A 24,432-nucleotide genomic window follows, 5' to 3' on the forward strand; every position below is an offset into this window, starting at 1 on the left:
CAGCCGGATTCAGCCGGCTGTTGGTCGGCTTCGCCGCCGCGGGCGACCACGCTGTATCCATGACCCCAGCAGTGAGCGTGCGCGGCCTGCGCAAGCAGTACCCCGGCCACCTCGCGGTGGCCGGGCTGGACCTGGACATCGCGCCGGGCGAGGTGTTCGCCCTGCTCGGCCCGAACGGCGCCGGGAAGACCACGACCGTCGAGATCCTCGAAGGCCACCGGCGGCGGACGGACGGCGAGATCACGGTACTCGGCGAGGACCCCGGTAAGGCCGGCCGCGCCTGGCGGGCCCGCCTCGGCATCGTCCTGCAGACGGCGACCGACGCCGCCGAGCTGAGCGTCGCCGAGACCGTCCGGCACTTCGCGAAGTACTACCCCGACCCGCGTGATCCCGACGAGGTGATCGAGAAGGTCGGGCTCACCGAGAAGGCCAAGGCGCGGGTGAAGTCGCTCTCCGGCGGGCAGCGCCGCCGCGTCGACGTCGCGCTCGGCATCATCGGCCGTCCCGAGCTGCTCTTCCTCGACGAGCCGACCACCGGCTTCGACCCCGAAGCACGCCGTCAGTTCTGGTCGCTGATCAGCGACCTCGCCGCCGAGGGCACCACCATCCTCCTGACCACCCACTACCTCGACGAGGCCGAGGCGCTCGCCGACCGCGTCGCGGTGATCGCGCGCGGCGAAATCGTCGCTCAGGACACCCCGCGGAACCTGGGTGGCCGCGCCGCCGCCGAGGCCACCGTGCGCTGGGTCGACGAACGCGGTGAGCGCGTCGAGCGCACCGCGTACCCGACCAAGCTCGTCACCGAACTGGCGGCGGGCGGGCGCGAGCTGACGAACCTCACCGTGACCAGGCCGAGCCTGGAGGACATCTACCTCGACCTGATCGGAGACAAAGCATGACAACCCTGACGCTGCCCGGCCCGCTCTCACTGGGCCTCGCCCGCGGCGGCACCGAACTGCGGCAGTTCTTCCGGCACAAGGAACAGGTGGTCTTCACCTTCTCCTTGCCCGCGGTGCTGATGATCCTGCTCGGATCCATCCTGGACGGTCCGACGAAGTTCGACGGCGTCACCTCCGGGCAGGTGCTGGCGGCCGGGATGATCGGCTCCGGCATCGTGTCGACGTCGTTCAACAGCATCGCGACCGGCGTCTCGGCCGACCGCGAAACCGGCGCGCTCAAGCGCCTGCGCGGCACGCCGATGCCGCCGGCGTCGTACTTCGTCGGCAAGATGGTGCTGGTCGCGGTGTCGAGCCTGGCCCAGACGGTGCTGATGGCCACGGTCGCCGTCCTGCTGTTCGGACTGAAACTGCCGTCCGACCCGGCGAAGTGGCTGACGCTGCTGTGGGTGTTCGCGCTCGGCATCGTCTCGTGCACCCTGCTCGGCATCGCGGTCAGCTCGCTCGCGAAGTCCGCCACCGGTGCGGTCGCCATCGTGCAGATGCTGTACCTGGTCCTGCAGTTCATCTCCGGCGTGTTCGTCTCGCCGATCACGAACCTGCCGAAAGTTATGGTGTACATCGCGTCGTTCTTCCCGCTGAAGTGGATCTGCCAGGGTTTCCGGTCGGTGTTCCTGCCGGACGGCGCCGTGAGGATGGAGATGGCCGGGGCATGGGAACTTCCGCGGGTGGCGCTGGTGCTCGGGATCTGGTGCGTGGCGGGGGCGGTACTGGCCCGGCTGACCTTCCGGTGGACCGACACGAAGTGAAGGACGCCTGGGACCGGTTCAACTGGCTCTGGGAGATCCTCTTCGCGGTGGCGTACCTGGCCACGACCCTGCTGGTGGTGCTGGACGAGGCCGATCCGGCGCGCACGGCGGTCGCGGTCGGGGCGCTGACCGCGCTGGCGCTGACCTACCTGCTGTGGGGCCGCCGGGTGGTACGCGACGACGGGCACCTGCGGCAGCGCTGGACCCTGGCGCTGATCGTCCTGGCGCTGGTCGCGATCGCGATGCTCGCCAACACCACGGCCAGCTTCATCCTGTTCATGGTCTGCCCGCTGATCTTCTCGACGCTGGAGTTCCGCCCGGCCGCGGTGCTGACCACGGTGGCGATCCTGCTGAGCCCCGCGTCGGCGATCGCCCACCAGGGCCTGCGCGGGCCGACGCTGCACATCCTGCTGCCGATGACCGCGATCCTCGTCGTCTTCGGCGTGCTGTCCGGGAAGTTCATCCTGCACGTCGTCGAGGAGAGCCGGGCGCGGGCGGACCTGATCACGCAGCTCGAGGCGAGCCAGGCGGAAGTCGCCCGGCTCTCCCGGGAGGCGGGCACCGCGGCCGAGCGCGAACGGCTCGCGCGGGAGATCCACGACACCCTCGCGCAGGGGTTCACCAGCATCGTCACGCTCGCCCAGGCCATCGAGTCCGAATTGGACACCGACCCGGCCGCGGCACGGCGGCACGTCGAACTGGCCGCGCGCACGGCGCGGGAGAACCTCGCCGAGGCACGCGCGATGGTCGCCGCGCTGGCTCCGGCGGACCTCGCGGCCGGCTCGCTGGTCGACGCCGTCCGCCGCCAGGCCGACCGGCTGGCCGACGAGACGGGCGTCCCCGTTCAGTACGAAGTGGACGGTGCACTCCCGTCGATCGGCATGGCGGGCGAAGTGGTCCTGCTACGGGGAGCGCAGGAAGCGCTGAACAACGTGCGGCGGCACGCGGGCGCGTCGGCGGTGTCAGTGCGTCTGTCCGTTGTGGACTGCGCGGTGCGGCTGTCGGTGCGGGACGACGGCGCCGGGTTCGACCCGGACCACGCCACCGGTTTCGGGCTGCGCGGGATGCGGTCACGGGCCGAGCAGGTCGGTGGCACACTGAGCGTCCGGAGTGGCCCCCGCGGCACCGAACTCACCCTGGAGGTGCCGGCTTGATCCGCGTCATGCTCGTCGACGACCACCCCGTCGTCCGCGAAGGACTTCGCGGCATGCTCGAGGCCGAAGCCGACCTGACGGTCGTCGGCGAAGCGGGCTCCGGCGACGAAGCCGTCGCGCTCGACCGGGTCGCCCTGCCGGACGTCGTGCTGATGGACCTGCGAATGCCCGGCCTCGACGGCGTCGGCGCCACCAAACGGATCCTGCGCGAACAGCCGGGACGCCGGATCGTCGTGCTCACGACGTACGAGACGGACGCCGACATCCTGCGCGCGGTGGAAGCCGGCGCGTCGGGCTACCTGCTGAAGGACGCGTCCCGCACGGAACTGGCGAACGCGATCCGCGCGGCGGCCCGCGGGGAGACGGTGCTCGCGCCGTCGGTGGCCGGGAAGCTGGTCAACCGGGTCCGCAACCCGGAACCGCAGCCGCTGTCGGCCCGCGAGGTGCAGGTGCTGCAGCTGGTCGCGAAGGGCGGCACCAACGCCGACATCGGCCGCGCCCTGCACATCAGTGAAGCCACGGTGAAAACCCACCTCCTGCGGGTCTTCGGCAAACTCGGCGTCTCGGACCGCACGGCCGCGGTGACCACGGCCATGGCCCGCAACCTCCTCACCTGACCCGTGATCCGAACGCCGACACGCGTGATTGGGCAGTCGACACGCGTGATTGGAGAGCCGACACGGCCGCAGCCGGGTCTCCCCGCCGTGTCGACCTCGCAATCACGCGTGCCGACCCTCTGATCACGCGAGTCGACCTTTCCCTCACGCTCTTCGGGACGGTGCGGGGGTGCGCGGCAGAATGCCTTCATGCTTGAGTCGACCGAACACGCCCTGTTCCGCCGGATCGCCCGCGAGCAGGCGGCCTGCCGGGTTCCGTCGCTGGTCGCCGCCGTCGTGCGGGACGGGGAGATCGTCTGGTCCGGTGGCCGCGGACGCGTCGGCGGCGAGACACCCGGTACCGACACCCAGTACCGGCTGGGTTCGATCACCAAGACCCTCGTCGCCACCGCCGTCATGCGGCTGCGCGACGAAGGCCGCCTCGACCTGAACGATCCCCTCGAAAAGCACGTCCCCGGCACGCCGTTCGGCAGCGCCACCGTCGCCCAGCTGCTGTCCCACACCTCCGGACTGACGGCCGAATCGCCCGGCCTGTGGTGGGAACGGACGCCCGGCGCCGACTGGGACGCGCTCGTGAGCAGCCTCGACGGGGGCACGACCAAACACCGGCCGGGCGCGAAGTTCCACTATTCGAACCTCGGCTACGGCGTGCTGGGCGAGCTGATCGCCCGCCACCGCGGCAAGAGCTGGCTCGCCGTGGTCGAGGCGGAGATCCTCGGCCCGCTCGGGATGTCCCGCACCACCCCGCACCCGGTGGGCGCGCACGCCGAGGGCTTCGCCGTGCACCCGTTCGCCGACGTCCTGCTCCCGGAGCCGAGCCCGGACGCGGGCGCGATGGCCCCGGCCGGGCAGCTGTGGTCCACGGTGAACGACCTCGGCCGCTGGACGGCGTTCCTCGGTGGGGCGACCGGCGGGGTGCTCGCGCCGTCGACCCTCGAAGAGATGCGGACCATGGTCACCGTCGACGACACCGACGTCTGGTCGATCGGGTTCGGCCTCGGCCTGATGCTCGTGCGCCACCAGGGACGGCGGCTGGCCGGGCACACCGGCTCGATGCCGGGGTTCCTCGCCGTCACGCTCGCCGATCCGGCCGCGGGGACCGGCGCGCTGGCGCTCGCCAACTCGACGTCCGGCGTCGGCATCACGCAGCTCTGCCTCGACCTCATCACCATGACCGACGAGCTCGAGCCGCGCGTGCCCGCCGAGTGGCTGCCGTCCCCGGTCGACCCCGGGCTGCTCGCGCTGACCGGGCTCTGGCACTGGGGTCCGACGCCGTACCACCTGCGCGTCCAGGGCGACGGGCTGCTCCTGCTGGCGCCGGCCGACGGCGCCGGGCGTGGTTCACGCTTCGCCGCGACCGGAGAGGACACCTACCGCGGCCTCGACGGCTACTACGCCGGCGAGACGCTCGAAGTGGGCCGGAACGCCGAGGGCGTCGCCACCCACCTCGACCTGGCGACCTTCATCTTCACCCGCACCCCGTACGACCCGGCCGCGCCGGTGCCGGGCGGCGTCGGGAGCTGGCGCTGACCAAGGGGGCCCCGCTCACACCCCCAGGGTGGTGAGCGGGGCCCTCAGGTCAGGGCGGCGGTGCCGGCCGCGCGGGCGACGGCGGCCGCGAACCGGTGGACGAGGTCTTGGCCCACGGTCGTCACGACGGCGAAGATACCGACGCCGCCGGCTCGGGCGTAACCGTTTTTTTACCCCCACGGCGGTGCGCCCCGATGAGCCCGACGGCGTAGCTGCTGCCCTCCGGAAGGCCGGTGACGAGGTACTCCGACGGCCAGCCGGCGAGCCAGAGGCGACGGCCGGCCAGCTCGGCGGCGATGTCGGCGGGCACCGCGGGCAGGTGGAGCCGGATCCGCACGTCCCCGGGCAGCACCGCCCAGCCGTTCACCGGTTCGCCGGGACGCACGTCGAACGCGGCGGCCGTGACCGGTGTCCAGGAGTCGCTGGCCAAGCAGCGCGCCGCGACGCCGAGGTCCGAGCGCCACCCGGCGATCGCCAGTACGGCCACCACGCCCACCACCGGCAGGACCCACGGCAGCCAGCCGCCGACGGCGACGATGACCGCCACCTCGGCACCGAGCGTGAAGACGGCGGTCGCCCACATCAAGGCGGTGGCGGTCCGGAACCGCCGCCGGAGAGCCGAGCGCGGCGTCACCGGCCGCTTCGGCAGGAGCCAGTACACGCCCGCTCCGGTGGCACCGAAGAAGATCGCGACGACCATGCCGGCGTTCCGGACGTCGTCGCCGTGGGGCGGGTGCACCACCAGCGCGGCCACGATCACGGCGTCCACGAGAAGCAAGCCCACGATGCCGGCCGCGCGCAGGACCCGGCGCCCGTTGCGCAGGTCACGCAGGTCGCCGGTGAGCCACCACGGCAGCCGCCGGACGAACACGAAGACGAGGGTGAGCGCCAGCGAGATCGGCGCCATGACGGTCGTCGTCGTGGTCCAGCCGCCGCTCGCGACCAGGTGCACGACGACGATCACGCCGAAGTTCCCCAGCAGCCACCAGCGCGGCCGCCACCGTTCGTCGGACATCGGTCCTCCCCTCCCGGCGCAGAACCTACCGACGGCCCGGCGCGGCGAAAAGCGGGTTTCCGTGTCGGCTATTCCACATTCCGGACAGGCCAGCACCACCTTCACCAGCCGCGTCCCGACCTGAGAGACTGGCCACATGACCGACGCTGAGTTGACCATCCCCGCCGACCTCAAGCCGGCCGACGGCCGCTTCGGCTGCGGCCCGTCGAAGGTCCGCGCCGAGCAGCTGAGTGCGCTGGCGGAGTCCGGCTCCACCTACCTCGGCACGTCGCACCGGCAGAAGCCGGTCAAGTCCCTCGTCGGGCGCGTCCGTGCCGGTCTGTCCGAGCTGTTCTCGCTGCCCGAGGGCTACGAGGTGATCCTCGGCAACGGCGGCACCACGGCGTTCTGGGACGCGGCCGCCTTCGGCCTGGTCCGCGAGCGCGCGCAGCACTTCACCTACGGCGAGTTCTCCTCGAAGTTCGCCACCGTGACCAAGGGCGCGCCGTTCCTGGCCGACCCGATCGTCGTCAAGGCCGAGCCGGGCAGCGCGCCCGAGATCGCCTACGAAGCCGGCGCCGACCTGGTCGGCTGGGCGCACAACGAGACGTCCACCGGCGTGGCCGTGCCGGTCCGCCGTCCTGAGGGCAGTGAAGGCGCCCTGGTCGCGATCGACGCCACCTCCGGCGCCGGCGGCCTCCCGGTCAAGGCCGAGGACTTCGACGTCTACTACTTCGCGCCGCAGAAGTCGTTCGCCGCCGACGGCGGCCTCTGGATCGCGCTGGCCTCCCCGGCCGCCGTCGAGCGCATCGGCGAGATCGGCGGGAGCGACCGCTGGATCCCCGAGTTCCTGTCGCTGACGACCGCGCTGGACAACTCCCGCAAGGACCAGACGTACAACACGCCGGCCGTGGCCACGCTGTTCCTGCTCGCCGAGCAGATCGAGTGGATGAACGGCCAGGGCGGCCTCGAGTGGACGACCTCGCGCACGAAGGACTCGTCGTCGCGGCTGTACGAGTGGGCCGAGAAGACGAGCTACACGACGCCGTTCGTGAAAGACCCGGACCTGCGCTCGCAGGTCGTCGGCACGGTCGACTTCAGCGACGAGGTGGACGCCGCCGCCGTCGCGAAGGTGTTGCGCGCCAACGGGATCGTCGACACCGAGCCGTACCGCAAGCTGGGCCGCAACCAGCTGCGCGTCGGCCTGTTCCCGGCCATCGACCCGGACGACATCACGAAGCTCACGCAGAGCATCGAGTACGTCGTCGAGCGCCTGGGCTGATCACAAGGCCGTGAATGGCACATTGAGGGACTCTACGTCCCTGAATGTGCCATTCACGGCTTTCAGGCGGGGTGCGGCGAAAGCGGCGAGGACCAGCAGGGCCAGGCCGAAGAGTTCGTAGGATTCGGTGGCCAGCCACCAGCCGGGCGACGGCGCCGGGCGCGGGGCGAACCACATCGGGCCCACGATGAACAGCGTCAGGCCCGCCACCACGACGGCGGCCGACCACCACGCCACGACGCGGTCCGCCCGCCACGCGCGGACGCCGTAGTACCCGGCGAGGACCAGGACCGGCACGCACCACGTCCAGTGGTGGGTCCACGAGATCGGCGACACCAGCAGGCCGCCGAGCGCGCACGCGGTGAGCGCGAGCACCGGCTCGGCCGCCCGCACGATGACCAGCACGACCACGGCCATCACGGCGAGCGCGGCCAGTACCCACACGATTTCCGGCAGGCCCGCGCGCACGACCAGCCCGTGCAGCGACTGGTTGCCGACGTAGTCGACGCCGCCGATCCGGCCGGCGTCGAACACCAGCTGCGTCCAGTAGGTGAACGACGCCGACGGCCGGACCAGCCACAGCAGCGCCCCGGCGGCGACGAACCCGGCCACCACTCGCGCGGCCGCCCGGAAGTCGCGACGCACCAGGAAGTACACGACGAAGACGGCCGGCGTCAGCTTGATCGCCGCGGCCACGCCGATCAGCAGGCCCTTCGTCTGCTTCCGCTCGCCGGGCAGCAGGACGTCGAGCACCACCAGCACCATCAGCAGCGCGTTGATCTGCCCGAAGCCCAGCGTCGAGCGCACCGGTTCCAGCAGGGCCCCGGCGAGCTGCGCGCCGATGGCGACGAGCGCGGCCACCGCCCGGCCGTGGACCTTCGCCGGGTCGGTCAGCGAACCGTTGAGCGTGGCGACGTAGAGGTAGGCGACGACGCCGGTCGCGACGATCGAGGCGATGCTGACCAGCTTCATCGTCACCGCGAACGGCAGCAGCGTGCCGGGCAGGAACACCGCGGCGGCGAACGGCGTGTACGTGAACGGCAGCAGGATCTGGTGCGTGGTCGGCACCCAGGCGTCGTACGGCGAGCCGTGTTCGGCCAGCGCCTTCGCGCCGCCCAGGTAGACCTCGAGGTCGAGACCGTCGAAGCGCTTCAGCAGAAGGACCGTCACGACGGCAGCGACCTCGAGCACCGCGAGCGACCACGCCAGTCTCCGCCCGGACCACTGTGACATCCGGGGCTTCGCCCCGGGCCGGGGGCTTCGCCACCCGGAGCCCCCGAAAAGCCACCCAGCCAACACGCATGCCCCCTCGAACCAGGTCTTCGACCGGCCGAGATTACCGGGCGCGCCCCGGCTCCCGCGGCTGACCTGGCGTTCGAGCGGCGCACCGACGTCTTGAATGACTCATTCAGGACCTCCGAAGACCTGAATGAGTCATTCAAGACACCTCCGTCAGGCGAGCGCCTGGGTGGGGGCGAGCCGGGCCGCGCGCATCGCCGGGTAGGCCCCGGCGACCGCCCCGACCAGCGCCGCCACGCCGACGCCGCCGGCCAGCGCCGCGGACGGCAGCACCGCCGGCCACCCCTGGCTCAGCGCGTACCCCGCCGTCACCAGCACCCCGGCCAGCACCCCCGCCAGCCCGCCGAGCCCCGACAGCAGCACCGATTCGGCCAGGAACTGCCCGCGGATCTGGCGTTTCGTCGCCCCGAGCGCACGGCGCAGGCCGATCTCACGCCGTCGTTCCAGCACCGAAATCACCATCGTGTTCGCCACCCCGACCCCGCCGACCAGCAGCGCCACTCCGCCGAGGCCGAGGAACAACGCGCTGTACGTCGTGTCCGTCAGCTTCTGCGCGGCCAGTGCGTCCGACGGGCGGCGCACCTCGACCTCGTTCGGCGCCTGCGGGCTCAGCGTCGCGGCCAGCACCGTCCGCACACTGTCCACTTGCGACTCCTCCGCTCGGACGTACACAGTGGACGGATGGCCGTCGAACCCGAGCAGCCGCTTGGCGACGTCCCAGCCGACCAGTGCCGACCGCTCGATCTCCGGCGCCAGCGGCATCGGCGCGAGGATCCCGGTCACGGTGAACCACTGCGTCCCGATCAGCACCTGCGGCGGCCGGGCTGGATCGATGTGGTCGATGCCGAGCCGGGCCGCGGCCTGGGAGCCGAGCACCGTCACCGGGTAGTCCTGGTTGCCCGCCGCCAGGAACGCACCCACGCGGACCTTGCCGCCCAGCACGCCCAGCAGGTCCGGACGAGCCGCGTACACCGCGAGCCCCGACGTGTCGTCCGCCGCGATCTTGTCGCTGCGCCGCACCCCGGCCGACGTCGTCCCGGTGCCGGCGGCCGCCTGCACCGGCCCGATCCGCTTCGCCATCGGCACGGCACTGTCGGGCAGGGACGCGTTGTCCCCGAACAACGTCTTCCCCGGCCCGGCGGTGAGCAGGTTGGTGCCGAGCGCGGCCAGCCGGTCGTGCAGGGCCTGCGCGCCGGACGCCGGGATCGCCAGCACCGCCACCATCGCCGCGACGCCGATCGCGATGCCCAGCGCCGACAGCACCGCGCGCACCGGCCGCGTGCGCATGCCGTGGGCGCCGAGCGCGAAGACGTCCGGCGGTTTGAGCCGGGCCGGCTCGGGCAGCCTGGTCTCCGGTGGGGCGGTCACCACGCACCCACCAGGCCGGTGTCCAGCCGCAGCCGCCCGTCGAGCAGCTCGATCCGGCGGGGCATGCTCGCGGCGATCTCCCGGTCGTGGGTGATCACCACGATCGTGGTCCCGTCCGCCGACAGCTCGCCGAGCAGCGAGAGCACGGACGCGCCGGTGCCGGTGTCGAGGTTGCCGGTCGGCTCGTCGGCCAGCAGGATCGCCGGGTCGTTGACCACCGCCCTGGCGATCGCGACGCGCTGGCGTTCGCCACCGGACAGCTCGCCGGGCCGGTGCCACGCCCGGTGCCCGAGCTTGACCCGGTCGAGCGCCGCGAGGGCCCGCGCGCGCCGCCGTCGCCGCGGGACCCCCGCGTAGAGCAGGCCGGTGCACACGTTGTCCACCGCACTCATCCCTTCGTCGAGGAAGAACTGCTGGAACACGAACCCGATCCAGCGTGACCGCAGCGCGGAGACCTTGCGGTCCGGCAGCGCGGCGACGTCGTGGCCACGCAGCTCCACCCGCCCCGACGACGGCCGGTCGAGCGTGCCCATCAGGTGCAGCAGGGTGGACTTGCCGGAGCCGGACGGCCCGACGATCGCCACCATCTCGCGGTCCGCCAGCGAGAGCGAGACGCCGTCGAGCGCGGCGACCCCGCCGGGGTAGGTGCGCGTGACCTCGTGCACGCGCAGCACCGGTGTCACGACGTCGTCACCACCCGCATGCCCTCGGTCAGGCCGCTGCCGGTGACCTCGACCTTGCCGCCGCTGAACAGTCCGGTTCGGACGGCGACGTACCGGCGCTTGCCGTTGTCGTCCACCTCGACCGCGTACCCGCCTTCGGCGAGCGCGAGCAACGCACCGACCGGCACCGCGAGCACGCCCTGGTGGACGTCCTTGGTGAACCGGACGGTCGCCGGCGCCGAGTCGAGCGAGCCGGCGGCGGCCGGGTCGTCGAGCCGGACGGTCACGGTGATCTTGGGCTTGCCGTCGTCCTGGCCCGCCCCGTCCTTGCCCTCGACGGCGGTGCGTCCGACGTCGGTGATGGTGCCCGGCGTCATCTTCCCGTTGATCGTCACGGACGCCTTCGCGCCCTGCTGGGCGAGGCTCTGCTTGGCCGCGTCCAGCTTGACCTGCACCGAGCGGACGGTCCCGGTCGTCTTGAGCACCTCGCCCTGGGCCGGCGAGCCGAGCTTGGCTCCCAGCGCCGACACCCGCAGCTCGCCCGCCGCGAGCACGACGTCGCCCTGGCCGAAGGTACCGGTCTGCCCCAGCCCCAGCGACTTCTGCCACTTCTTCAGCGCGGCCGCCGTCGCGGACGTGAACTTCTTGTCCGGTGCGCCGAAGCCGCCGAAGCCGCACGCCTTGAGGTTCTCCTCCAGCTGCTTGACATCGGCGCCGTCGTCCGCGCCCACGGCGAGGTCGCGGTAGAACGGCAGCGTGCCGTAGAACAGCGGCACCGGCTTCGCGTCCACCCCGTACACCGGCTTGCAGCGGGTGATCGTGGCGCCGGCGTCGGGCAGCGACGTGATCGTGCCGGGCTTGCGGCCCGCGACGGTCGACTCGTCGCCGTAGCCGAGCGTGCCGTCGGCCTCCTCCTCTTCGCGGAGGTCCGCCTTGACGACCTCGGCGGTCTCGACCGGCGGTGGCGCGGCCTCCTGCACGGGCGTCGCGCTCGACACCCGCGTCAGGATCACGACGGAACTGGTGCCCAGCACCACGACCAGGACCGCTCCGGCGATGAACCAGCGCGTCCGGCCGCGGCGGCGGGGCTTGAGGTGTGTCACTTCGTTCACTTGCCCGCCTCGGTGCGGCCCGAGATGCCCATGCCGCACGCCTTGGCGGCCTCTTCGAACTTCTTCGGGTCGCCGCCCGGTCCGCCGATCGCCCGCCCGCCCTTGCCGCTGGGATCCGGATCCGGCATGTCGATGCCGTGCTCGCGCATGCACTTGGCTTCCTTGCGCATCTTGTCGAGCTCCTCGGCGCTCGGCGGCTTCATCTCGCCGCCGTTGGGCATGAGGTGCTTGCACGCCTGCTGCGCGGCGTCGAGCTTCGTGGTGTCGCCGTCCTTGTCACCCAAGGTGATCGCCATGCCCCCGCCGTCACCGGCCGGCTTCGGGTCGGGCATGTCGACGCCGTGCTCGCGCATGCACTTGGCGAATTCGCGCATCTTGTCTTGGTCGCTCTTGCCGCTGTTGTCCGCGGCAGTGGGGCCCCCCGTCTTCGACGGCGTCGAGATCGAGGCGACCTTCGCCCCGTCGTCCGCCTTCGCGCCGCAGCCCGCGAGCAGCAGGGCCGCTCCCAGCGCCGCGACGACGATCCGTGTCCGCATCGGCTCGCTCCTTTCGTCCGGATGGGTGCCATGTCTACGGATCGGGGGATTCCGGCGCGCTAAGCGAAGTCGCTTATGCGCTCCTTATGGCCTTCCGGCGCAGACTGGGCCGGTGCGGGTGCTGGTGGTGGAGGACGAGCGGTTGCTGGCCGACTCGGTCGCGGAGGGGTTGCGGCGCTTTTCGATGGCCGTCGACGTCTGTTACGACGGCGAGCAGGCCCTGGAACGGGTCGGGGTGCACGGCTACGACGTCGTGGTCCTCGACCGCGACCTGCCGAAGGTGCACGGCGACGAGGTCTGCGCCGCCGTGGTGAAGGCGGGTGGTGAGGCGCGGGTGCTGATGCTGACCGCGGCCGCCGACGTCACCGACCGCGTGGCCGGCCTCGGCCTCGGCGCCGACGACTACCTGACGAAGCCGTTCGCGTTCGCCGAGCTGGTCGCCCGGGTCCAGGCGCTGTCGCGGCGCGCGCGGCCCGCATTGCCGCCGGTGCTCGAACGCGACGGCGTCGTGCTCGACCTGCCGCGTCACCAGGCCGCCCGCGACGGCCGGTTCCTGCTGCTCTCGCCGAAGGAGTTCGCCGTGCTGGAGGTGCTCATGCGGGCCGAAGGCGCGGTGGTCAGCGCCGAAGACCTGCTGGAAAAGGCGTGGGACGAGCACGCGGACCCGTTCACCAACGCCGTGCGCGTCGCGGTGATGACGTTGCGGCGCAAGCTGGGCGACCCGCCGGTGATCGAAACCGTGCCCGGCGCCGGCTACCGGTTCGGCACCCCGTGAACGGCCTTTCCGTCCGGACGAAGCTCACCGCCTGGTACGGCGGGCTGTTCCTGCTCGCCGGGCTGGTCCTGGTCGTCATCAACTACCTGCTGGTGCAGAGCACCCTGCCGGATCCGGCCCGGTTCGCCTCGACGTCGGTCGCCGGGGACGCGGCGTTCGGGGTCGCCCAGCGGCTGGACACCCTTGAGGCCGCTCCGGCGGTGCGGCTCGTCAGCGGCTCGCTGGACGAGTACCGCTCCTCGACGCTGTCGACGCTGGTGGTCGGCTCGGCGATCGCGCTGGTGACGACGGCGGCGCTGGCGGTGCTGTTCGGCTGGCTGATGGCGGGCCGCGCGCTGCGGCCGCTGCACGACATCACTTCGGCCGCGCGCCGGCTGGAAGCGGGCAAGCTCGACCGGCGGATCAACCTCGAAGGCCCGCCGGACGAGCTGAAGGAGCTGGCGGACACGTTCGACGGCATGCTCGACCGGCTGGCGGAGTCGTTCGAGGGCCAGAAGCGGTTCGTCGCGAACGCGTCCCACGAGCTGCGGACGCCGCTGGCGGTGCAGCGGACGCTGATCGAAGTCGCGATGACCGACCCCGATGTCGCCCCCGAGCTGCGGAAGCTCGGCACGCACCTGCTGCACACGAACGAACGCAGCGAGCGGATGATCGAAGGGCTGCTGGTCCTCGCCCGCAGCGACCGCGGGCTGACCGCACGCACGCAGGTGCGCCTCGACGAGGTCGCCGCGTCGGTCGTCCGGGCGACGACGGCGCAGGCTTCGGCGGCCGGGGTGACGGTCGAGACGCGGCTGCGGCGGCGCACGGTGACCGGCGACCCCGTGCTGCTCGAACGGCTGCTGACCAACCTCGTGGTCAACGCCATCACGTACAACGCTTCCGGGGGCTGGGTCTACGTCGAAGTGCGCGGGGACCCGGCGGTGGAGGTGCGGAACTCGGGACCGGTGGTGCCGCCCGAAGCGGTGCCGACGCTGTTCGAGCCGTTCCGGCGGGTGGGCGGCGCGGAGCGGACCGGGGACACCCGCAACGCGGGCCTCGGGCTGTCGATCGTGCGCTCGGTGGCTCAAGCCCACGGTGGCGTCGCCGAAGCTCAGCCCGGCCGGCGCGGCGGCCTCACCGTGACGGTCCGGCTGCCGCCCGCTTGATCCACTCGATCGTGACGTTGCGTGTCCGGCGTGTCACCCCATGGCCGCCGACCTGCGAGGTCGATAGTTGCGGCGTTACCAAATGAACAGTGGGCAGTTCGACGCGGACTCGGCGCGCCTCGCACGTCAAGCCGACGCGCCGTTCTAACGTGGGTACCCACAACGGTGAAGAAGATCGGGGAGGCGAGAACAATGCGGGCCCTGCGAGTGGTCGGACTGCACGAGGACGGGAAGTCCATCGTGCTCGAAGACCCGGCGAGCCGTACTCGCTTCCTGCTCCCGGCTGATGAGCGACTGCGCGCGGCGGCGCGGGGTGACATCACCCGCCTCGGCCAGATCGAAATCGAGTTGGAGAGCCAGATGCGGCCACGCGAGATCCAGCAGCGCATCCGCGCCGGCGAGTCCGTCGAGCAGGTCGCCGCGAGCGCCGGCGTCTCGGCGCAGCGCGTCGAGCGCTACGCCTACCCGGTCCTGCTCGAGCGGTCCCGGACCGCCGAGCTGGCGCAGAGCGCCCACCCGGTCCGCGAAGACGGCCCCGACGTGCAGACGCTCGGCGAGGTCGTCGCGTACGGCTTCGGCGTCCGCGGCCACGACTACTCCCAGGCGACGTGGGACTCCTGGAAGGGTGACGACGGCCGCTGGGTCGTCGTGCTGCAGTGGAAGGCCGGGCGGTCGGACAACCGCGCGCACTGGGCGTTCTCACCGGGAGCGCACGGCGGCACGGTGGCGGCGCTGGACGAGAACGCCGAAGTCCTCCTCGACCCGAACGCCTACCGCCCGCCACGCACGGTCCGCGCCCTCGACCCGGCCCGCGAAGCGGAGTTCCAGCCGACGCTGGATTCGGTCGCGCCGGAGCGCGCGGAGCTGCCGTCGGCCGAGCCGGACCCGGACGACGACACCCGCGAGATCCCGCGCGTCCCGGCGGACCCGGAAGAGGACACGGCGGTCCCCGAGCCGCGGCCGAAGACCAAGAAGAACCACCCGATCGTGCCGTCCTGGGAGGACGTGCTGCTCGGGGTCCGCTCCCAGCGCGGCTGAGCCTCAACCGACCAGCGCGGCCAGGGTCTTCGGCGCCACCAGGCGGTAGGCCTCGCGCACGATCCGGCAACAGCATCAACCACCTGTTCCGGAAAACCGGTCCAGGGCTGGTGTTCGGCACTCCCGCACCGGCCACCCACGGCGGGTGGCGCTAGAAGGCGATCACCAGCACGCCGATCCACGCGATCGCGACGCCGGCCACCCCGCCGTACGCGACCCAGCGCAGGATCGGGGTGCGGCGGATCAGCCACAGTGACGGCCCGATCCCGGCCGTCACGATGACCGCACCCACGAGCGCCAGCCAGCCGGCGGTCTCGCGGGCCAGCGCCGTCGCGAGCGCGAGCATCGCGACGACCACCACGGCCGCGATGAACGCCGAGACGGTCAGGCCTGTCAGCCACGGGGTCGGCTCGCCGGGCGGGCCGGGCGGCCCGAGCACCGTCCGGACGAACCGGTGGGCCGCCTTCGCCTCGAGCGGGGGCGGCTCGACGACCGTGTCGGCGCCCGTCACCGGGTCCACGAACCGCACGGCCGTGCCCATCACCGCGGCCAGCCGGCCGGCCAGCTGACGGCCGCGCTGCGAGACGACCGCGGCCGCCTCCCCGCCGGAGTCGGCGGAATCGGTCGAGACGGCGGACGCCACGCGCGCCCATTCGTGCAGGGCCTGCGCCAGCTCGGCGCCGATCGCGAGCTTGTGCGGATCCACCTCGCGCGCGTGCTCCCCGCCGGGGCCGGCCAGCACGGCGCGCTCGTCGCGGATCCGCAGCTCCATGGTGTCCCTTCCCGCCTCGAAGATTCGAACTTTAGTCGGCCTGGGCCAGTTCGTAGAAGGCGATGGCGGCGGCTGTCGCGATGTTCAGTGAATCGACTCCCGCCGGCATGGGTATCCGGACGGCGTGATCAGCCGCCGCGAGCGCCGTTTCAGTCAGGCCGGGACCTTCGGCGCCGAAGAGCAACGCCACCCGCCCGGGCGCGACCTGCCGCAGCTCGCGCAGCGGGACCGAGCCCGGCCGCGGGGTGAACGCCGCGACCGAGAACCCGCGCGCCCGCAGGTCGTCGAGCCCGCCCGGCCAGTCCGTCAGGTACCCGAACGGCACGCGCAGGACGTGGCCCATCGACACGCGCACGCTGCGCCGGTACAGCGGGTCCGAACAGCCGGGCCCGAGCAGCACGCCGCCGACTCCGAGCGCGGCCGCGTTGCGGAAGAGAGCGCCGAGGTTTTCGTGGTCCCCCACGCCCTCCAGCACGGCCACCGGGCCGGTGCCGGCCACGACTTCGGCTACGGCCAGTGGCGCCGGCCGGTCGGCGACCGCGAGGATTCCCCGGTTCAGGTGGAATCCGACCACGTCGGCCATGGTTTCCGCGGAAGCGACGTACTGCGGCACGTCCCTCCCGGCGAGCTCGTCCGCCAGTTCGGCGAACCGCCGCTCCACGCCCAGCAGCGCGTGTACCGGGTAGCGGGACGCGAGCAGCCGGGACACCACGACGGTGCCTTCGGCGATGACGAGCCCCCGGCCACCGGGCCGGTCGGGCCGACGGTCCGCAGTGGACAGGTCGCGGAAATCGTCGACCCGGGGGTCGCCGGAATCATCGATGTGGATCACGCCCATCCACTCAGTCTGTCACCCGCTTGCCGGGCGCCGGACTGGTCCGAACATCCGCCGGGCGGTAGTGCGAACGGGTCATTTTGCTTTCGGTTAACCACCCGTGACGGAGAGCACCAGTTTGGCCGCTAGCCCGGGGTCACCGGCTGTGACACGGTTGTCCGCCGGGGCCTGAAACACGTCTTGTCCACGCCGACGCAAAGCAGGGATGGTCATGGGGATGGACCTCGCTCAGCCGTTCAACACGCTGGACCGAGGACGGTACCGCCGCAAGGTGCAGCGCTGCCTGGACACGTTGGCCCGCATGCTCACCGACGGCAGTTTCTCGTTCCCCCGCAAGAACATCGGGCTCGAAGTCGAGCTGAACCTGGTCGACCGCGAGATGCGTCCGTCGATGACGAACACCGCGGTCCTCGAGGCGCTGGACGACCCGTCGTTCACCACCGAGCTGGGCCAGCACAACATCGAACTGAACGTCCCGCCGCGGCCGCTCGCGGGTGATTCGGCCCTCCAGCTCGAAGACGATCTCCGCGCGTACCTCGACACCGCGGCGGCGAAGGCGCGCGACACCGGGTCGTCGCTGGCCATGATCGGCATCCTGCCGACGTTGAAGCACGAGCACTTCGACCAGAAGTGGCTCACCAACAAGGCCCGCTACGCGACGCTGAACGACCAGATCTTCGCCGCGCGCGGCGAGCGCACGGTGCTCGCCATGGAAGGCGTACCGCTGTCGGGGCAGCAGCCCGAACGCCTGCGCAGCTACGCGGAATCCATCCTGCCGGAGGCCGCGTGCACCAGCGTGCAGCTGCACCTGCAGGTCGCGCCGGAGGAGTTCGCCGCGCACTGGAACGCGGCGCAGTGCCTGGCCGGGCCGCAGATCGCGCTCGCGTCGAATTCGCCGTTCCTGCTGGGGAAGGCGCTCTGGCACGAGACGCGCATCCCGCTGTTCCTGCAGGCGACCGACACCCGGCCGGAAGAGCTGAAGAACCAGGGCGTGCGGCCGCGGGTGTGGTTCGGCGAGCGGTGGATCACGTCGATCTTCGACCTGTTCGAGGAAAACGTCCGGTACTTCCCCGGCTTGCTCCCGGAAACCGACGCCGAGGACCCGATCGAGGCACTCGACGCGGGCCAGGCGCCGAAGCTCACCGAGCTGCGCATGCACAACGGCACGATCTGGCGGTGGAACCGGCCGGTGTACGACGTCGTCGACGGCCTGCCGCACCTACGTGTGGAAAACCGGGTACTGCCGGCGGGCCCGACGGTCGTCGACACGGTGGCGAACGCGGCGTTCTTCTACGGCGCCCAGCGCGCGCTCGCCGACGCGGAACGCCCGGTGTGGAGCCAGATGTCGTTCCAGGCCGCCGAGGAAAACCTTTACGCGGGCGCGCGCCGGGGTTTCGACGCGCAGCTGTACTGGCCGGGCATCGGCTGGATCCCGCCGGACGAGCTGGCGCTACGCGTGCTGCTGCCGCTCGCCCACGAGGGGCTGCGCCGCTCCGACGTCTCCGACGAGGCCCGCGAGCGCTACCTCGGGATCATCGAGCGCCGCTGCCTCGCGCGGCGGACCGGGGCGACCTGGCAGCGTGACTACGTCCTGCGGGCGCAAGAGGGCGGGCTGGACCGCGAGGCCGCGCTCGGCCTGATGCTCGGGCGCTACCTGGAGCTGTCGGAGTCGGGAGAACCGGTACACAACTGGCCCGTCGCCGATTGACCGGAGTGCCGCTTTCACGTGAAAGCTACGCTTTGCGCGGCAAAGCGGCACTTTCACGTGAAAGCGGCACTCCCGCTAGCCTGGGTGAATGCCGAAGATTCTCGGTGAGTCGCTCGAGGCGCACCGGCGCGAGGTGCGAAGCCGCGTCTTCGACGTCCTGCGCGCGCAGCTCTACGAGCGCGGCTTCGACGCGATCACGCTCGCCGGCGTCGCGTCGGCGGCCGGCGTGGGCCGGACCGCGCTCTACAACCACTTCCCCGACAAGGAAAGCCTGCTCGTCGCCTTCGTCGAGGACGAGGCCGCCCGGTACGTCACGCGGCTGACCGAAGCCGTCGAGGCCCAGGCCGATCCGGTCGACCGGCTCGCCACCTTCGTCCGGCTGCAGCTGCGCGTGCTGGCCGAGTACCACATGCCGCCGGGCGCGGCACTCGCGTCGGCGCTGGCGCCCGCGGCGTACCGGCGGATCAGCGCGCACGCCGACCCGATCACCGGCCGGCTGCGCGCGATCCTCACCGACGGCGCCGACCTCGGGCGCTGGCCGGCCGAGGACCCGGACGTCCTCATCCCGATGATCACCGCGGCACTGGGCAACCGGACCCTCGTCGACGGGCCCGCCGACCAGCTCGACGACGTCGTCGAGGCGGCGGTGCGGTTCGTGCTGCGTGCGGTCGGGGCAGCAATGGCCTGAGCCCGGTTTCTGCCCTACCATTGTTCTGACAGCGTGTCAGAACGATCGCCGGGAGGCCTGCCCATGTCGGTGACCACGGACACCCGCCCCTTCTCGGCGGCGCTGCGGGCGTCGACCCTCCAAGTCCACGACCGGGCGAACTACTCCCCGTACATGCGCGCCCTGCTCGGCGGCGAGCTGACGCAGGAGGGCTACACCCGGCTGGCGATCCAGTACTACTTCGTCTACGGCGCGCTCGAGGCGGCGAGCGACGCGATGGCCGGCCACCCGGTCGGGGGCGAGTTCGTCTTCGACGAGCTGCGGCGGCTGCCCCACCTCGAGCAGGACCTCGCCCACCTCGTCGGCCCCGAATGGCGCTCGACGATCTCCCCGCTGGCGTCCACGCAGGCGTACGTCTCGCGGATCCGCGAAGCGGCTTCGTGGGCGGGCGGCTACGTCGCTCACCACTACACGCGCTACCTCGGCGACATCGCCGGCGGCCAGGCCATCCGGCGGACGCTCGAGAAGAACTACGACGTCGCCGAGGCGGGCGCGCACTTCTACCACTTCGACGGGATCGGCAGCGCGCCTCGCTTCCGTGACGCATATCGGGCGAAGCTGGACAACGCGCCGTGGGACGAAGCCGAGCGCGCGCGGGTGATCGACGAGGCACTGGTGGCGTTCGAATGCAACGTCGCCGTCTTCGACGAGCTGGCCCTGCGGCTCGACGAGGTCCGCGTCGCGGAATGATCGTCGTCACAGTCCGTTGACCTCCACTTAAGTCCAAGTTGCAAGCTCGGTTTCAGGCGGCAGACCGTCGGGTACGCCATCTACGAACCCGCCGTCCCACGCTGTGACGGCCACCCGCCCCCGCTCGCCGCGAAGGGGCGTGTGCTACTAGGTTCGATACCGGAATCTTGTGTCGAAGACAGAAGGAGGGCCAATGGCCCGCTACGAGCTCCCCGATCTCGACTACGACTACAGCGCCCTGGCGCCGCACATCTCCGGCGAGATCAACGAGCTGCACCACAGCAAGCACCACGCGACCTACGTCAAGGGCGCGAACGACACGCTCGACAAGCTCGCCGAAGCCCGTGAGGCCGGCAACTTCGGTGACATCGTCGGCCTGCAGACCACGCTGGCCTTCCACCTGGCCGGGCACGCCAACCACGTCGTGTGGTGGAAGATCCTTTCGCCCGAAGGTGGCGACAAGCCGACCGGCGAGCTGGCCGCGGCGATCGACGAGGCGTTCGGCTCCTTCGACAAGTTCAAGGCGCAGTTCACCGCCGTCGCGACGACGATCCAGGGCAACGGCTGGGGCGCGCTCTCCTGGGACCCGATCGGCAAGACGCTGATCACCCAGCAGCTGCGCGACCACCACAACAACCTGGTGCTGCCGACCACGCCGATCCTCCTGGTCGACGTCTGGGAGCACGCGTTCTACCTGGACTACAAGAACGTCAAGCCGAAGTACGTCGAGGCCCTGTGGAACATCTTCAACTGGGCCGAAATCAGCAAGCGCTTCGACAACGCCGTCGCCGGCGGCAACGGCCTGCTGCTCAGCTGAGCTTCTCCGCGTCCGACGGGGCTCTCCCTTCCAGGGAGGGCCCCGTTTTCGTCGGCGGGTAAAGAGCTTGACCTCGAGTGCGGTCGAGGTGTTTCAGTGGATCCCATGGACGTCGACGAGTACCTGACCCGGCTCGGCGTGGCACGGCCCGCGGCGGCCGACCTCGCGACACTGCGCCACCTGCAGGAACGCCACCTGGCCGCGGTTCCCTTCGAGAACCTGAGCATCCACCTCGGCGAGCACATCACGCTGGACGAGGACGCCCTCTTCGACAAGATCGTCCGCCGGCGGCGCGGCGGATTCTGCTACGAGCTGAACGGCCTGTTCGCGGCACTGCTGCGCGCGCTGGGGTACGACGCTTCGCTGCGCGCGGCGCAGGTGTTCCACGCGGACGGCACCCCGGGCCCGCCACTGGACCACGCGGCGATCGTCGTCTCGCTGGACGAGCAGTGGCTGGTGGACGTCGGCTTCGGCCGGTTTTCCCGGCACCCGCTGCGCCTGTCCGGGGTGGACGCCCAGGCCGACCCCGAAGGCGAGTTCCTGCTGCTGGACGCACCCCACGGCGACGTCGACGTCCTCCTGGACGGCAAGCCGCAGTACCGCCTAGAACGCCGCCCGCGCCCACTGGCGGACTTCGTCCCGATGACGTGGTGGCAGGCGACTTCGCCGTCATCGCACTTCACGCGCTCGTTGACGTGCTCCCGCCCGACGTCACAGGGCCGGGTGACGCTGTCGGGCGACAAGCTGATCGAGACGGTCGACGGCGTCCGGAACGAGCTGCGCCTGACCAGCCCCGAGGCGATCCGCGCGGCCTACCGCGTGTACTTCGGGATGACGTTGACGCGGCTGCCGACTCCGCCGGATGAGAGTCCCTTGACGAGCGGGGCGCTCAGCCCGACACTGCCGTGAAATGAACGAAGCCCCAGCCTGGGGATTCCCAGGGGCCAGGGCTTCGTCCGTTCCCGAACTGACTGCCGCTCCCACCACGAAGCGGACATGCATGAGGTTAGCCTAACCTCATATTGCGAGGCAAGAGGCGAGCCGCGGAGACTCGGATCTCACTCGTCCGGGCGATGACCTGTCGCAACCACGAAACGTGATATCTCGATCACGTGGCGTCCGAACCTGGCGGCACAATGCTCGCTGTGACCGCTCATGTGTTCGTCGACGAGAGCAAGCGCGGTGGCTATCTCGTCACCGCGGCCGCCGTGCTCCCGAGCGACCTCGGACGAGCCCGGCAAGCCGTTCGCGGCTTGATCCTGCCCGGCCAGCGGCGGTTGCACTTCACTCACGAAAACGACAACCGGCGCAAGCAGATTCTCGACGTCATCGCAGAGTTGCATCCCGCGGTCACGATCTACGACGGCTCGGCACATGACCGCAGACGACAGCGCGAGGCTTGCCTCAACGGCCTGGTCGCCGACCTGGCGACCACGAGCACGCGGATGCTCGTCCTCGAGACCGACGAATCCGTGCTCGACCTCGACCGACGCGTCCTTTATCGGTCGACCCGGCTCCACGGCTGCGAAGCCCTGGAGTACCGCCACCATCGCGCACACGAAGAGCCCCTGCTGGCGATCCCGGACGCGCTTGCCTGGTGCCGGCAAAGAGGCGGGCCGTGGAAGACCCGCGCCAAGGACTTCGTCGTAGGCGTCAAGATCGTCTGAGCCCGGAAACGCGAAACCCGGCCCGCCCACCGTCCGGAAGGCTGCCGGGTCCACTTCGCCCGCCTAGTGGCGGGTGCCAGATCACTATACCGCGCCCAGCCAAGATCACCATCAGACCTTCGAACGCTTCAGCACCCGAAGCCCGAGCCCGCGCCGCACCGGCCACGACACGCCACCCCGCCGGATCAGCACGACCGCACACACGACCGCGGCCAGCGCCGAAACCGCCCCGCCGATGTAGAACGGCGACCGCCCCCCGAACGCCTGTGCCATCCACCCCACCATCGGGCCGCCGATCGGGTTGCCGCCGATCAGCACGAGCACGTACAGGCCCATCACCCGGCCACGCATCTCGGGGCTGACCGACGTCTGCACCAGCGCGTTCGCCGTGTTGAGGAACGTCATCGTGGCGAAGCCGAGCGGGATCAGGCCGAGGCCGAACGTCAGGTACGTCGGCATGAAGGCCGTGAGCAGCTCGAACACGCCGAGGAAGAAGGCCGACACCAGCATCAGCCGGACCCGCGGCCTGCCCTTCGTCCCGCGGCGGGCCGACATCACCGCGCCGGTGAACGTGCCCACCGCGACCAGTGTCGACAGCAGGCCGTAGCCGTCGGCCGCGGTGTGGAAGACGTTCGCCGCGACGATCGGGAGCGAGCTGAAGTACGTGATGCCGAACGTGCTGACGAACAGCACCAGCACCATCACCGTCATCAGGTCCGGCCGCCGCCGGACGTACCGCAGGCCCTCGGCCAGCTGGCCCTTCTCTCGCGGCACCGCCGCGACGCGGAACAGCTTGTCCGGGTTCATCAGGACCAGCCCGGTGATCACCGCGACCGTGCTGAGCGCGTTCGCGATGAACAGCCAGCCGGTGCCGATCCAGGTGATGGCGAACCCGGCGATCGCCGGGCCGACGATCCGGGCCATGTTGAAGATCGACGAGTTCAGCGCGACGGCGTTCGCGATCTGGTCCCGGCCGACCATTTCGGCGACGAACGACTGCCGGGTCGGCACTTCGAGCGACGCCGTGATGCCGAGTGTGAAGCACAGGACGTAGACCTGCCACAGCGCCACGAGCCCGGTGATGTCGAGGACGCCGAGGATCGCGGCCTGCGAACACGCCGCCACCTGGATCCAGGTGAGCAGCCGCCGCTTGTCGACGCGGTCGGCGAGGACGCCGGCCCACAGCGAGAGGAACAACGTCGGCGTGAACTGCAGCGCGACCGCGACACCGAGGGCGATGGGGTTGTTGCCGCTGAGGGTGAACACCAGCCAGTCCTGGGCGATGCGCTGCATCCAGGTGCCGATGTTCGAGATGACCTGGCCGGTGAAGAACAGCCGGTAGTTGCGGACCCGCAGCGACGCGAACATGCTGCCGCGCTTGGAAGGGGATGGTGGTGAAGCGGACGGCGGTGGGGCCGTGTCCCGGGTAGCAGTGGTCTCGGTCGAACGTTTTGTTTCGCTACCCGTAGCCGTCACCGTGGTTAGTTCCCCGCCATCCTGTCTATGATTTCGGCGGCTTTCGAGAGCACTTCACGCTCTTCGTCGCCGAGTTCCGCCAATTGCCGGTCCAGCCACGCCTCCCGAACGGAAATGGCCTTCCGGACGTAGGCCAGCCCGCTCTCGGACAACTCGACGATGGCTTGCCTGCCATCGGTCGGGTGCGGGCGCCGCTCGACGAAACCCATCTCCTCGAGCGCGGCGATCACCCTCGTCATCGAGGGTGGCTGGACGCCTTCCTTCGCGGCGAGCTGACCCGGGGTCAGCGCACCGCACTTGTGCAGGGTGGACAGCGCGGCGACCTGCGTCAGCGTGAGGTCGTCCCCGACGCGCTGTGCCCGCAGCCGGCGGTTGAGCCGGACCACCGCGAGACGCAGACGGCTCGCCAAGGAGCGCTCGTGCGTGTCGCCGGACATATAGTTAGCATACCTTACGAAACTTCGGCCGCACGGTGATCTCCCTCAACCGGCAACCTGGAATACCCCCGCACGTCCCCTCCAGA

General features: G+C 71.0%; 25 protein-coding genes. 15 read left to right on the forward strand and 10 right to left on the reverse strand.

The annotated features are described in order from the left end of the window. The first annotated feature begins 59 nt into the window (after nucleotides 1-59). From A3CE_RS0118705 to A3CE_RS0118725, 5 genes are all read left to right on the forward strand, one after another. Entirely contained in the window at nucleotides 60-899 is an 840-nt protein-coding gene (locus A3CE_RS0118705) for an ABC transporter ATP-binding protein (protein ID WP_084642098.1), read from the forward strand. After that, nucleotides 896-1,705, forward strand: coding sequence for an ABC transporter permease (locus A3CE_RS0118710; protein ID WP_020641638.1), 810 nt, complete (start codon nucleotides 896-898; stop codon nucleotides 1,703-1,705). Before A3CE_RS0118705 ends, A3CE_RS0118710 begins: the two co-directional genes overlap by 4 nt. Then, nucleotides 1,702-2,859, forward strand: coding sequence for a sensor histidine kinase (locus tag A3CE_RS0118715; protein ID WP_020641639.1), 1,158 nt, complete (start codon nucleotides 1,702-1,704; stop codon nucleotides 2,857-2,859). The genes A3CE_RS0118710 and A3CE_RS0118715 overlap by 4 nt, the downstream gene beginning before the upstream one ends. Then, the gene (locus tag A3CE_RS0118720) at nucleotides 2,856-3,476 is read left to right on the forward strand and encodes a response regulator (protein WP_020641640.1); all 621 of its coding nucleotides are present in this window, start codon (nucleotides 2,856-2,858) and stop codon (nucleotides 3,474-3,476) included. Before A3CE_RS0118715 ends, A3CE_RS0118720 begins: the two co-directional genes overlap by 4 nt. A 189-nt stretch (nucleotides 3,477-3,665) precedes the next feature. Beyond that, nucleotides 3,666-5,006 (forward strand): serine hydrolase domain-containing protein, encoded by a 1,341-nt coding sequence (locus tag A3CE_RS0118725; RefSeq protein ID WP_020641641.1) that lies wholly within the window; start codon nucleotides 3,666-3,668, stop codon nucleotides 5,004-5,006. 121 nt (nucleotides 5,007-5,127) lie between these two features. Here the strand turns inward: A3CE_RS0118725 and A3CE_RS0118735 are convergent, their stop codons facing one another. Continuing rightward, nucleotides 5,128-6,021 (reverse strand): hypothetical protein, encoded by an 894-nt coding sequence (locus A3CE_RS0118735; protein WP_020641642.1) that lies wholly within the window; start codon nucleotides 6,019-6,021, stop codon nucleotides 5,128-5,130. 136 nt (nucleotides 6,022-6,157) lie between these two features. On the opposite strand from A3CE_RS0118735, the gene serC reads away from it, so the two are divergent. After that, nucleotides 6,158-7,282, forward strand: a complete 1,125-nt coding sequence (gene serC, locus A3CE_RS0118740) for a phosphoserine transaminase (RefSeq protein ID WP_020641643.1) — start codon at nucleotides 6,158-6,160, stop codon at nucleotides 7,280-7,282. Here serC and A3CE_RS0118745 read toward each other — a convergent pair whose 3' ends face one another. The 5 genes from A3CE_RS0118745 to A3CE_RS0118765 form a co-directional block, all read right to left on the reverse strand. Then, complete coding sequence (locus A3CE_RS0118745) at nucleotides 7,283-8,515, reverse strand: glycosyltransferase 87 family protein (RefSeq protein ID WP_051183773.1); 1,233 nt, start codon at nucleotides 8,513-8,515, stop codon at nucleotides 7,283-7,285. 219 nt (nucleotides 8,516-8,734) lie between these two features. Then, nucleotides 8,735-9,868, reverse strand: a complete 1,134-nt coding sequence (locus tag A3CE_RS0118750; protein ID WP_376741610.1) for an ABC transporter permease — start codon at nucleotides 9,866-9,868, stop codon at nucleotides 8,735-8,737. A gap of 77 nt (nucleotides 9,869-9,945) precedes the next feature. Further along, on the reverse strand, nucleotides 9,946-10,632 hold the full coding sequence (locus tag A3CE_RS0118755) for an ABC transporter ATP-binding protein (RefSeq protein WP_020641646.1): 687 nt from the start codon (nucleotides 10,630-10,632) through the stop codon (nucleotides 9,946-9,948). Beyond that, entirely contained in the window at nucleotides 10,629-11,723 is a 1,095-nt protein-coding gene (locus tag A3CE_RS0118760) for a peptidoglycan-binding protein (protein WP_020641647.1), read from the reverse strand. Before A3CE_RS0118760 ends, A3CE_RS0118755 begins: the two co-directional genes overlap by 4 nt. Beyond that, entirely contained in the window at nucleotides 11,720-12,259 is a 540-nt protein-coding gene (locus A3CE_RS0118765; protein WP_020641648.1) for a hypothetical protein, read from the reverse strand. Before A3CE_RS0118765 ends, A3CE_RS0118760 begins: the two co-directional genes overlap by 4 nt. A gap of 112 nt (nucleotides 12,260-12,371) precedes the next feature. Between A3CE_RS0118765 and A3CE_RS0118770 the strand changes: the two genes are divergently transcribed. The 3 genes from A3CE_RS0118770 (at nucleotide 12,372) to sepH (ending at nucleotide 15,217) form a co-directional block, all read left to right on the forward strand. After that, nucleotides 12,372-13,034 (forward strand): response regulator transcription factor, encoded by a 663-nt coding sequence (locus A3CE_RS0118770; protein ID WP_026468635.1) that lies wholly within the window; start codon nucleotides 12,372-12,374, stop codon nucleotides 13,032-13,034. Continuing rightward, nucleotides 13,031-14,179 carry a sensor histidine kinase gene (locus A3CE_RS0118775; protein ID WP_020641650.1) on the forward strand — a complete coding sequence of 383 codons (1,149 nt, stop codon included), beginning with the start codon at nucleotides 13,031-13,033 and terminating at the stop codon, nucleotides 14,177-14,179. Before A3CE_RS0118770 ends, A3CE_RS0118775 begins: the two co-directional genes overlap by 4 nt. Nucleotides 14,180-14,371: 192 nt before the next feature. Next, nucleotides 14,372-15,217: a septation protein SepH gene (gene sepH, locus A3CE_RS0118780; RefSeq protein ID WP_026468636.1), complete on the forward strand. Its 846-nt coding sequence runs from the start codon at nucleotides 14,372-14,374 to the stop codon at nucleotides 15,215-15,217. 151 nt (nucleotides 15,218-15,368) lie between these two features. On the opposite strand, the gene A3CE_RS0118785 is transcribed toward sepH, so the two are convergent. Together A3CE_RS0118785 and A3CE_RS0118790 are read right to left on the reverse strand one after the other, a co-directional pair. Beyond that, on the reverse strand, nucleotides 15,369-15,989 hold the full coding sequence (locus tag A3CE_RS0118785) for a DUF2537 domain-containing protein (protein WP_020641652.1): 621 nt from the start codon (nucleotides 15,987-15,989) through the stop codon (nucleotides 15,369-15,371). Between the two features lie 31 nt (nucleotides 15,990-16,020). Continuing rightward, entirely contained in the window at nucleotides 16,021-16,827 is an 807-nt protein-coding gene (locus tag A3CE_RS0118790) for a TrmH family RNA methyltransferase (RefSeq protein ID WP_020641653.1), read from the reverse strand. 208 nt (nucleotides 16,828-17,035) lie between these two features. On the opposite strand from A3CE_RS0118790, the gene A3CE_RS0118795 reads away from it, so the two are divergent. The 6 genes from A3CE_RS0118795 (at nucleotide 17,036) to A3CE_RS0118820 (ending at nucleotide 22,433) form a co-directional block, all read left to right on the forward strand. Further along, the gene (locus tag A3CE_RS0118795) at nucleotides 17,036-18,532 is read left to right on the forward strand and encodes a glutamate-cysteine ligase family protein (protein WP_026468637.1); all 1,497 of its coding nucleotides are present in this window, start codon (nucleotides 17,036-17,038) and stop codon (nucleotides 18,530-18,532) included. 88 nt (nucleotides 18,533-18,620) lie between these two features. Continuing rightward, complete coding sequence (locus tag A3CE_RS0118800; RefSeq protein WP_020641655.1) at nucleotides 18,621-19,220, forward strand: TetR/AcrR family transcriptional regulator; 600 nt, start codon at nucleotides 18,621-18,623, stop codon at nucleotides 19,218-19,220. Nucleotides 19,221-19,283: 63 nt separating this feature from the next. Further along, a complete protein-coding gene (locus A3CE_RS0118805) occupies nucleotides 19,284-19,949 on the forward strand; it encodes a biliverdin-producing heme oxygenase (protein ID WP_020641656.1) in 666 nt (221 codons plus the stop codon). Nucleotides 19,950-20,142: 193 nt separating this feature from the next. Next, nucleotides 20,143-20,766, forward strand: coding sequence for a superoxide dismutase (locus A3CE_RS0118810; RefSeq protein ID WP_020641657.1), 624 nt, complete (start codon nucleotides 20,143-20,145; stop codon nucleotides 20,764-20,766). A gap of 105 nt (nucleotides 20,767-20,871) precedes the next feature. Beyond that, nucleotides 20,872-21,675, forward strand: coding sequence for an arylamine N-acetyltransferase family protein (locus A3CE_RS0118815; protein ID WP_020641658.1), 804 nt, complete (start codon nucleotides 20,872-20,874; stop codon nucleotides 21,673-21,675). A gap of 227 nt (nucleotides 21,676-21,902) precedes the next feature. After that, complete coding sequence (locus A3CE_RS0118820) at nucleotides 21,903-22,433, forward strand: hypothetical protein (RefSeq protein WP_043790934.1); 531 nt, start codon at nucleotides 21,903-21,905, stop codon at nucleotides 22,431-22,433. Between the two features lie 111 nt (nucleotides 22,434-22,544). Here A3CE_RS0118820 and A3CE_RS0118825 read toward each other — a convergent pair whose 3' ends face one another. Then, the gene (locus tag A3CE_RS0118825) at nucleotides 22,545-23,801 is read right to left on the reverse strand and encodes an MFS transporter (protein ID WP_020641660.1); all 1,257 of its coding nucleotides are present in this window, start codon (nucleotides 23,799-23,801) and stop codon (nucleotides 22,545-22,547) included. Nucleotides 23,802-23,914: 113 nt separating this feature from the next. Then, a complete protein-coding gene (locus A3CE_RS0118830) occupies nucleotides 23,915-24,346 on the reverse strand; it encodes a MarR family winged helix-turn-helix transcriptional regulator (RefSeq protein WP_020641661.1) in 432 nt (143 codons plus the stop codon). Nucleotides 24,347-24,432: the final 86 nt, after the last annotated feature.

The sequence above is a fragment of the Amycolatopsis balhimycina FH 1894 genome (assembly GCF_000384295.1).
Lineage (GTDB): Bacteria > Actinomycetota > Actinomycetes > Mycobacteriales > Pseudonocardiaceae > Amycolatopsis > Amycolatopsis balhimycina.

Coding starts and splice junctions, on each gene's coding strand:
- A3CE_RS0118765 (WP_020641648.1), bottom strand. CDS start 12,259: ATGCGGACACGGATCGTCGTCGCGGCGCTGGGAGCGGCCCTGCTGCTC.
- serC (WP_020641643.1), top strand. CDS start 6,158: ATGACCGACGCTGAGTTGACCATCCCCGCCGACCTCAAGCCGGCCGAC.
- A3CE_RS0118790 (WP_020641653.1), bottom strand. CDS start 16,827: ATGGGCGTGATCCACATCGATGATTCCGGCGACCCCCGGGTCGACGAT.
- A3CE_RS0118705 (WP_084642098.1), top strand. CDS start 60: ATGACCCCAGCAGTGAGCGTGCGCGGCCTGCGCAAGCAGTACCCCGGC.
- A3CE_RS0118810 (WP_020641657.1), top strand. CDS start 20,143: ATGGCCCGCTACGAGCTCCCCGATCTCGACTACGACTACAGCGCCCTG.
- A3CE_RS0118725 (WP_020641641.1), top strand. CDS start 3,666: ATGCTTGAGTCGACCGAACACGCCCTGTTCCGCCGGATCGCCCGCGAG.
- A3CE_RS0118750 (WP_376741610.1), bottom strand. CDS start 9,868: ATGCGCACGCGGCCGGTGCGCGCGGTGCTGTCGGCGCTGGGCATCGCG.
- A3CE_RS0118830 (WP_020641661.1), bottom strand. CDS start 24,346: ATGTCCGGCGACACGCACGAGCGCTCCTTGGCGAGCCGTCTGCGTCTC.
- A3CE_RS0118825 (WP_020641660.1), bottom strand. CDS start 23,801: ATGTTCGCGTCGCTGCGGGTCCGCAACTACCGGCTGTTCTTCACCGGC.
- A3CE_RS0118820 (WP_043790934.1), top strand. CDS start 21,903: ATGCTCGCTGTGACCGCTCATGTGTTCGTCGACGAGAGCAAGCGCGGT.
- A3CE_RS0118745 (WP_051183773.1), bottom strand. CDS start 8,515: ATGTCACAGTGGTCCGGGCGGAGACTGGCGTGGTCGCTCGCGGTGCTC.
- A3CE_RS0118800 (WP_020641655.1), top strand. CDS start 18,621: ATGCCGAAGATTCTCGGTGAGTCGCTCGAGGCGCACCGGCGCGAGGTG.
- sepH (WP_026468636.1), top strand. CDS start 14,372: ATGCGGGCCCTGCGAGTGGTCGGACTGCACGAGGACGGGAAGTCCATC.
- A3CE_RS0118815 (WP_020641658.1), top strand. CDS start 20,872: ATGGACGTCGACGAGTACCTGACCCGGCTCGGCGTGGCACGGCCCGCG.
- A3CE_RS0118805 (WP_020641656.1), top strand. CDS start 19,284: ATGTCGGTGACCACGGACACCCGCCCCTTCTCGGCGGCGCTGCGGGCG.
- A3CE_RS0118785 (WP_020641652.1), bottom strand. CDS start 15,989: ATGGAGCTGCGGATCCGCGACGAGCGCGCCGTGCTGGCCGGCCCCGGC.
- A3CE_RS0118735 (WP_020641642.1), bottom strand. CDS start 6,021: ATGTCCGACGAACGGTGGCGGCCGCGCTGGTGGCTGCTGGGGAACTTC.
- A3CE_RS0118710 (WP_020641638.1), top strand. CDS start 896: ATGACAACCCTGACGCTGCCCGGCCCGCTCTCACTGGGCCTCGCCCGC.
- A3CE_RS0118795 (WP_026468637.1), top strand. CDS start 17,036: ATGGGGATGGACCTCGCTCAGCCGTTCAACACGCTGGACCGAGGACGG.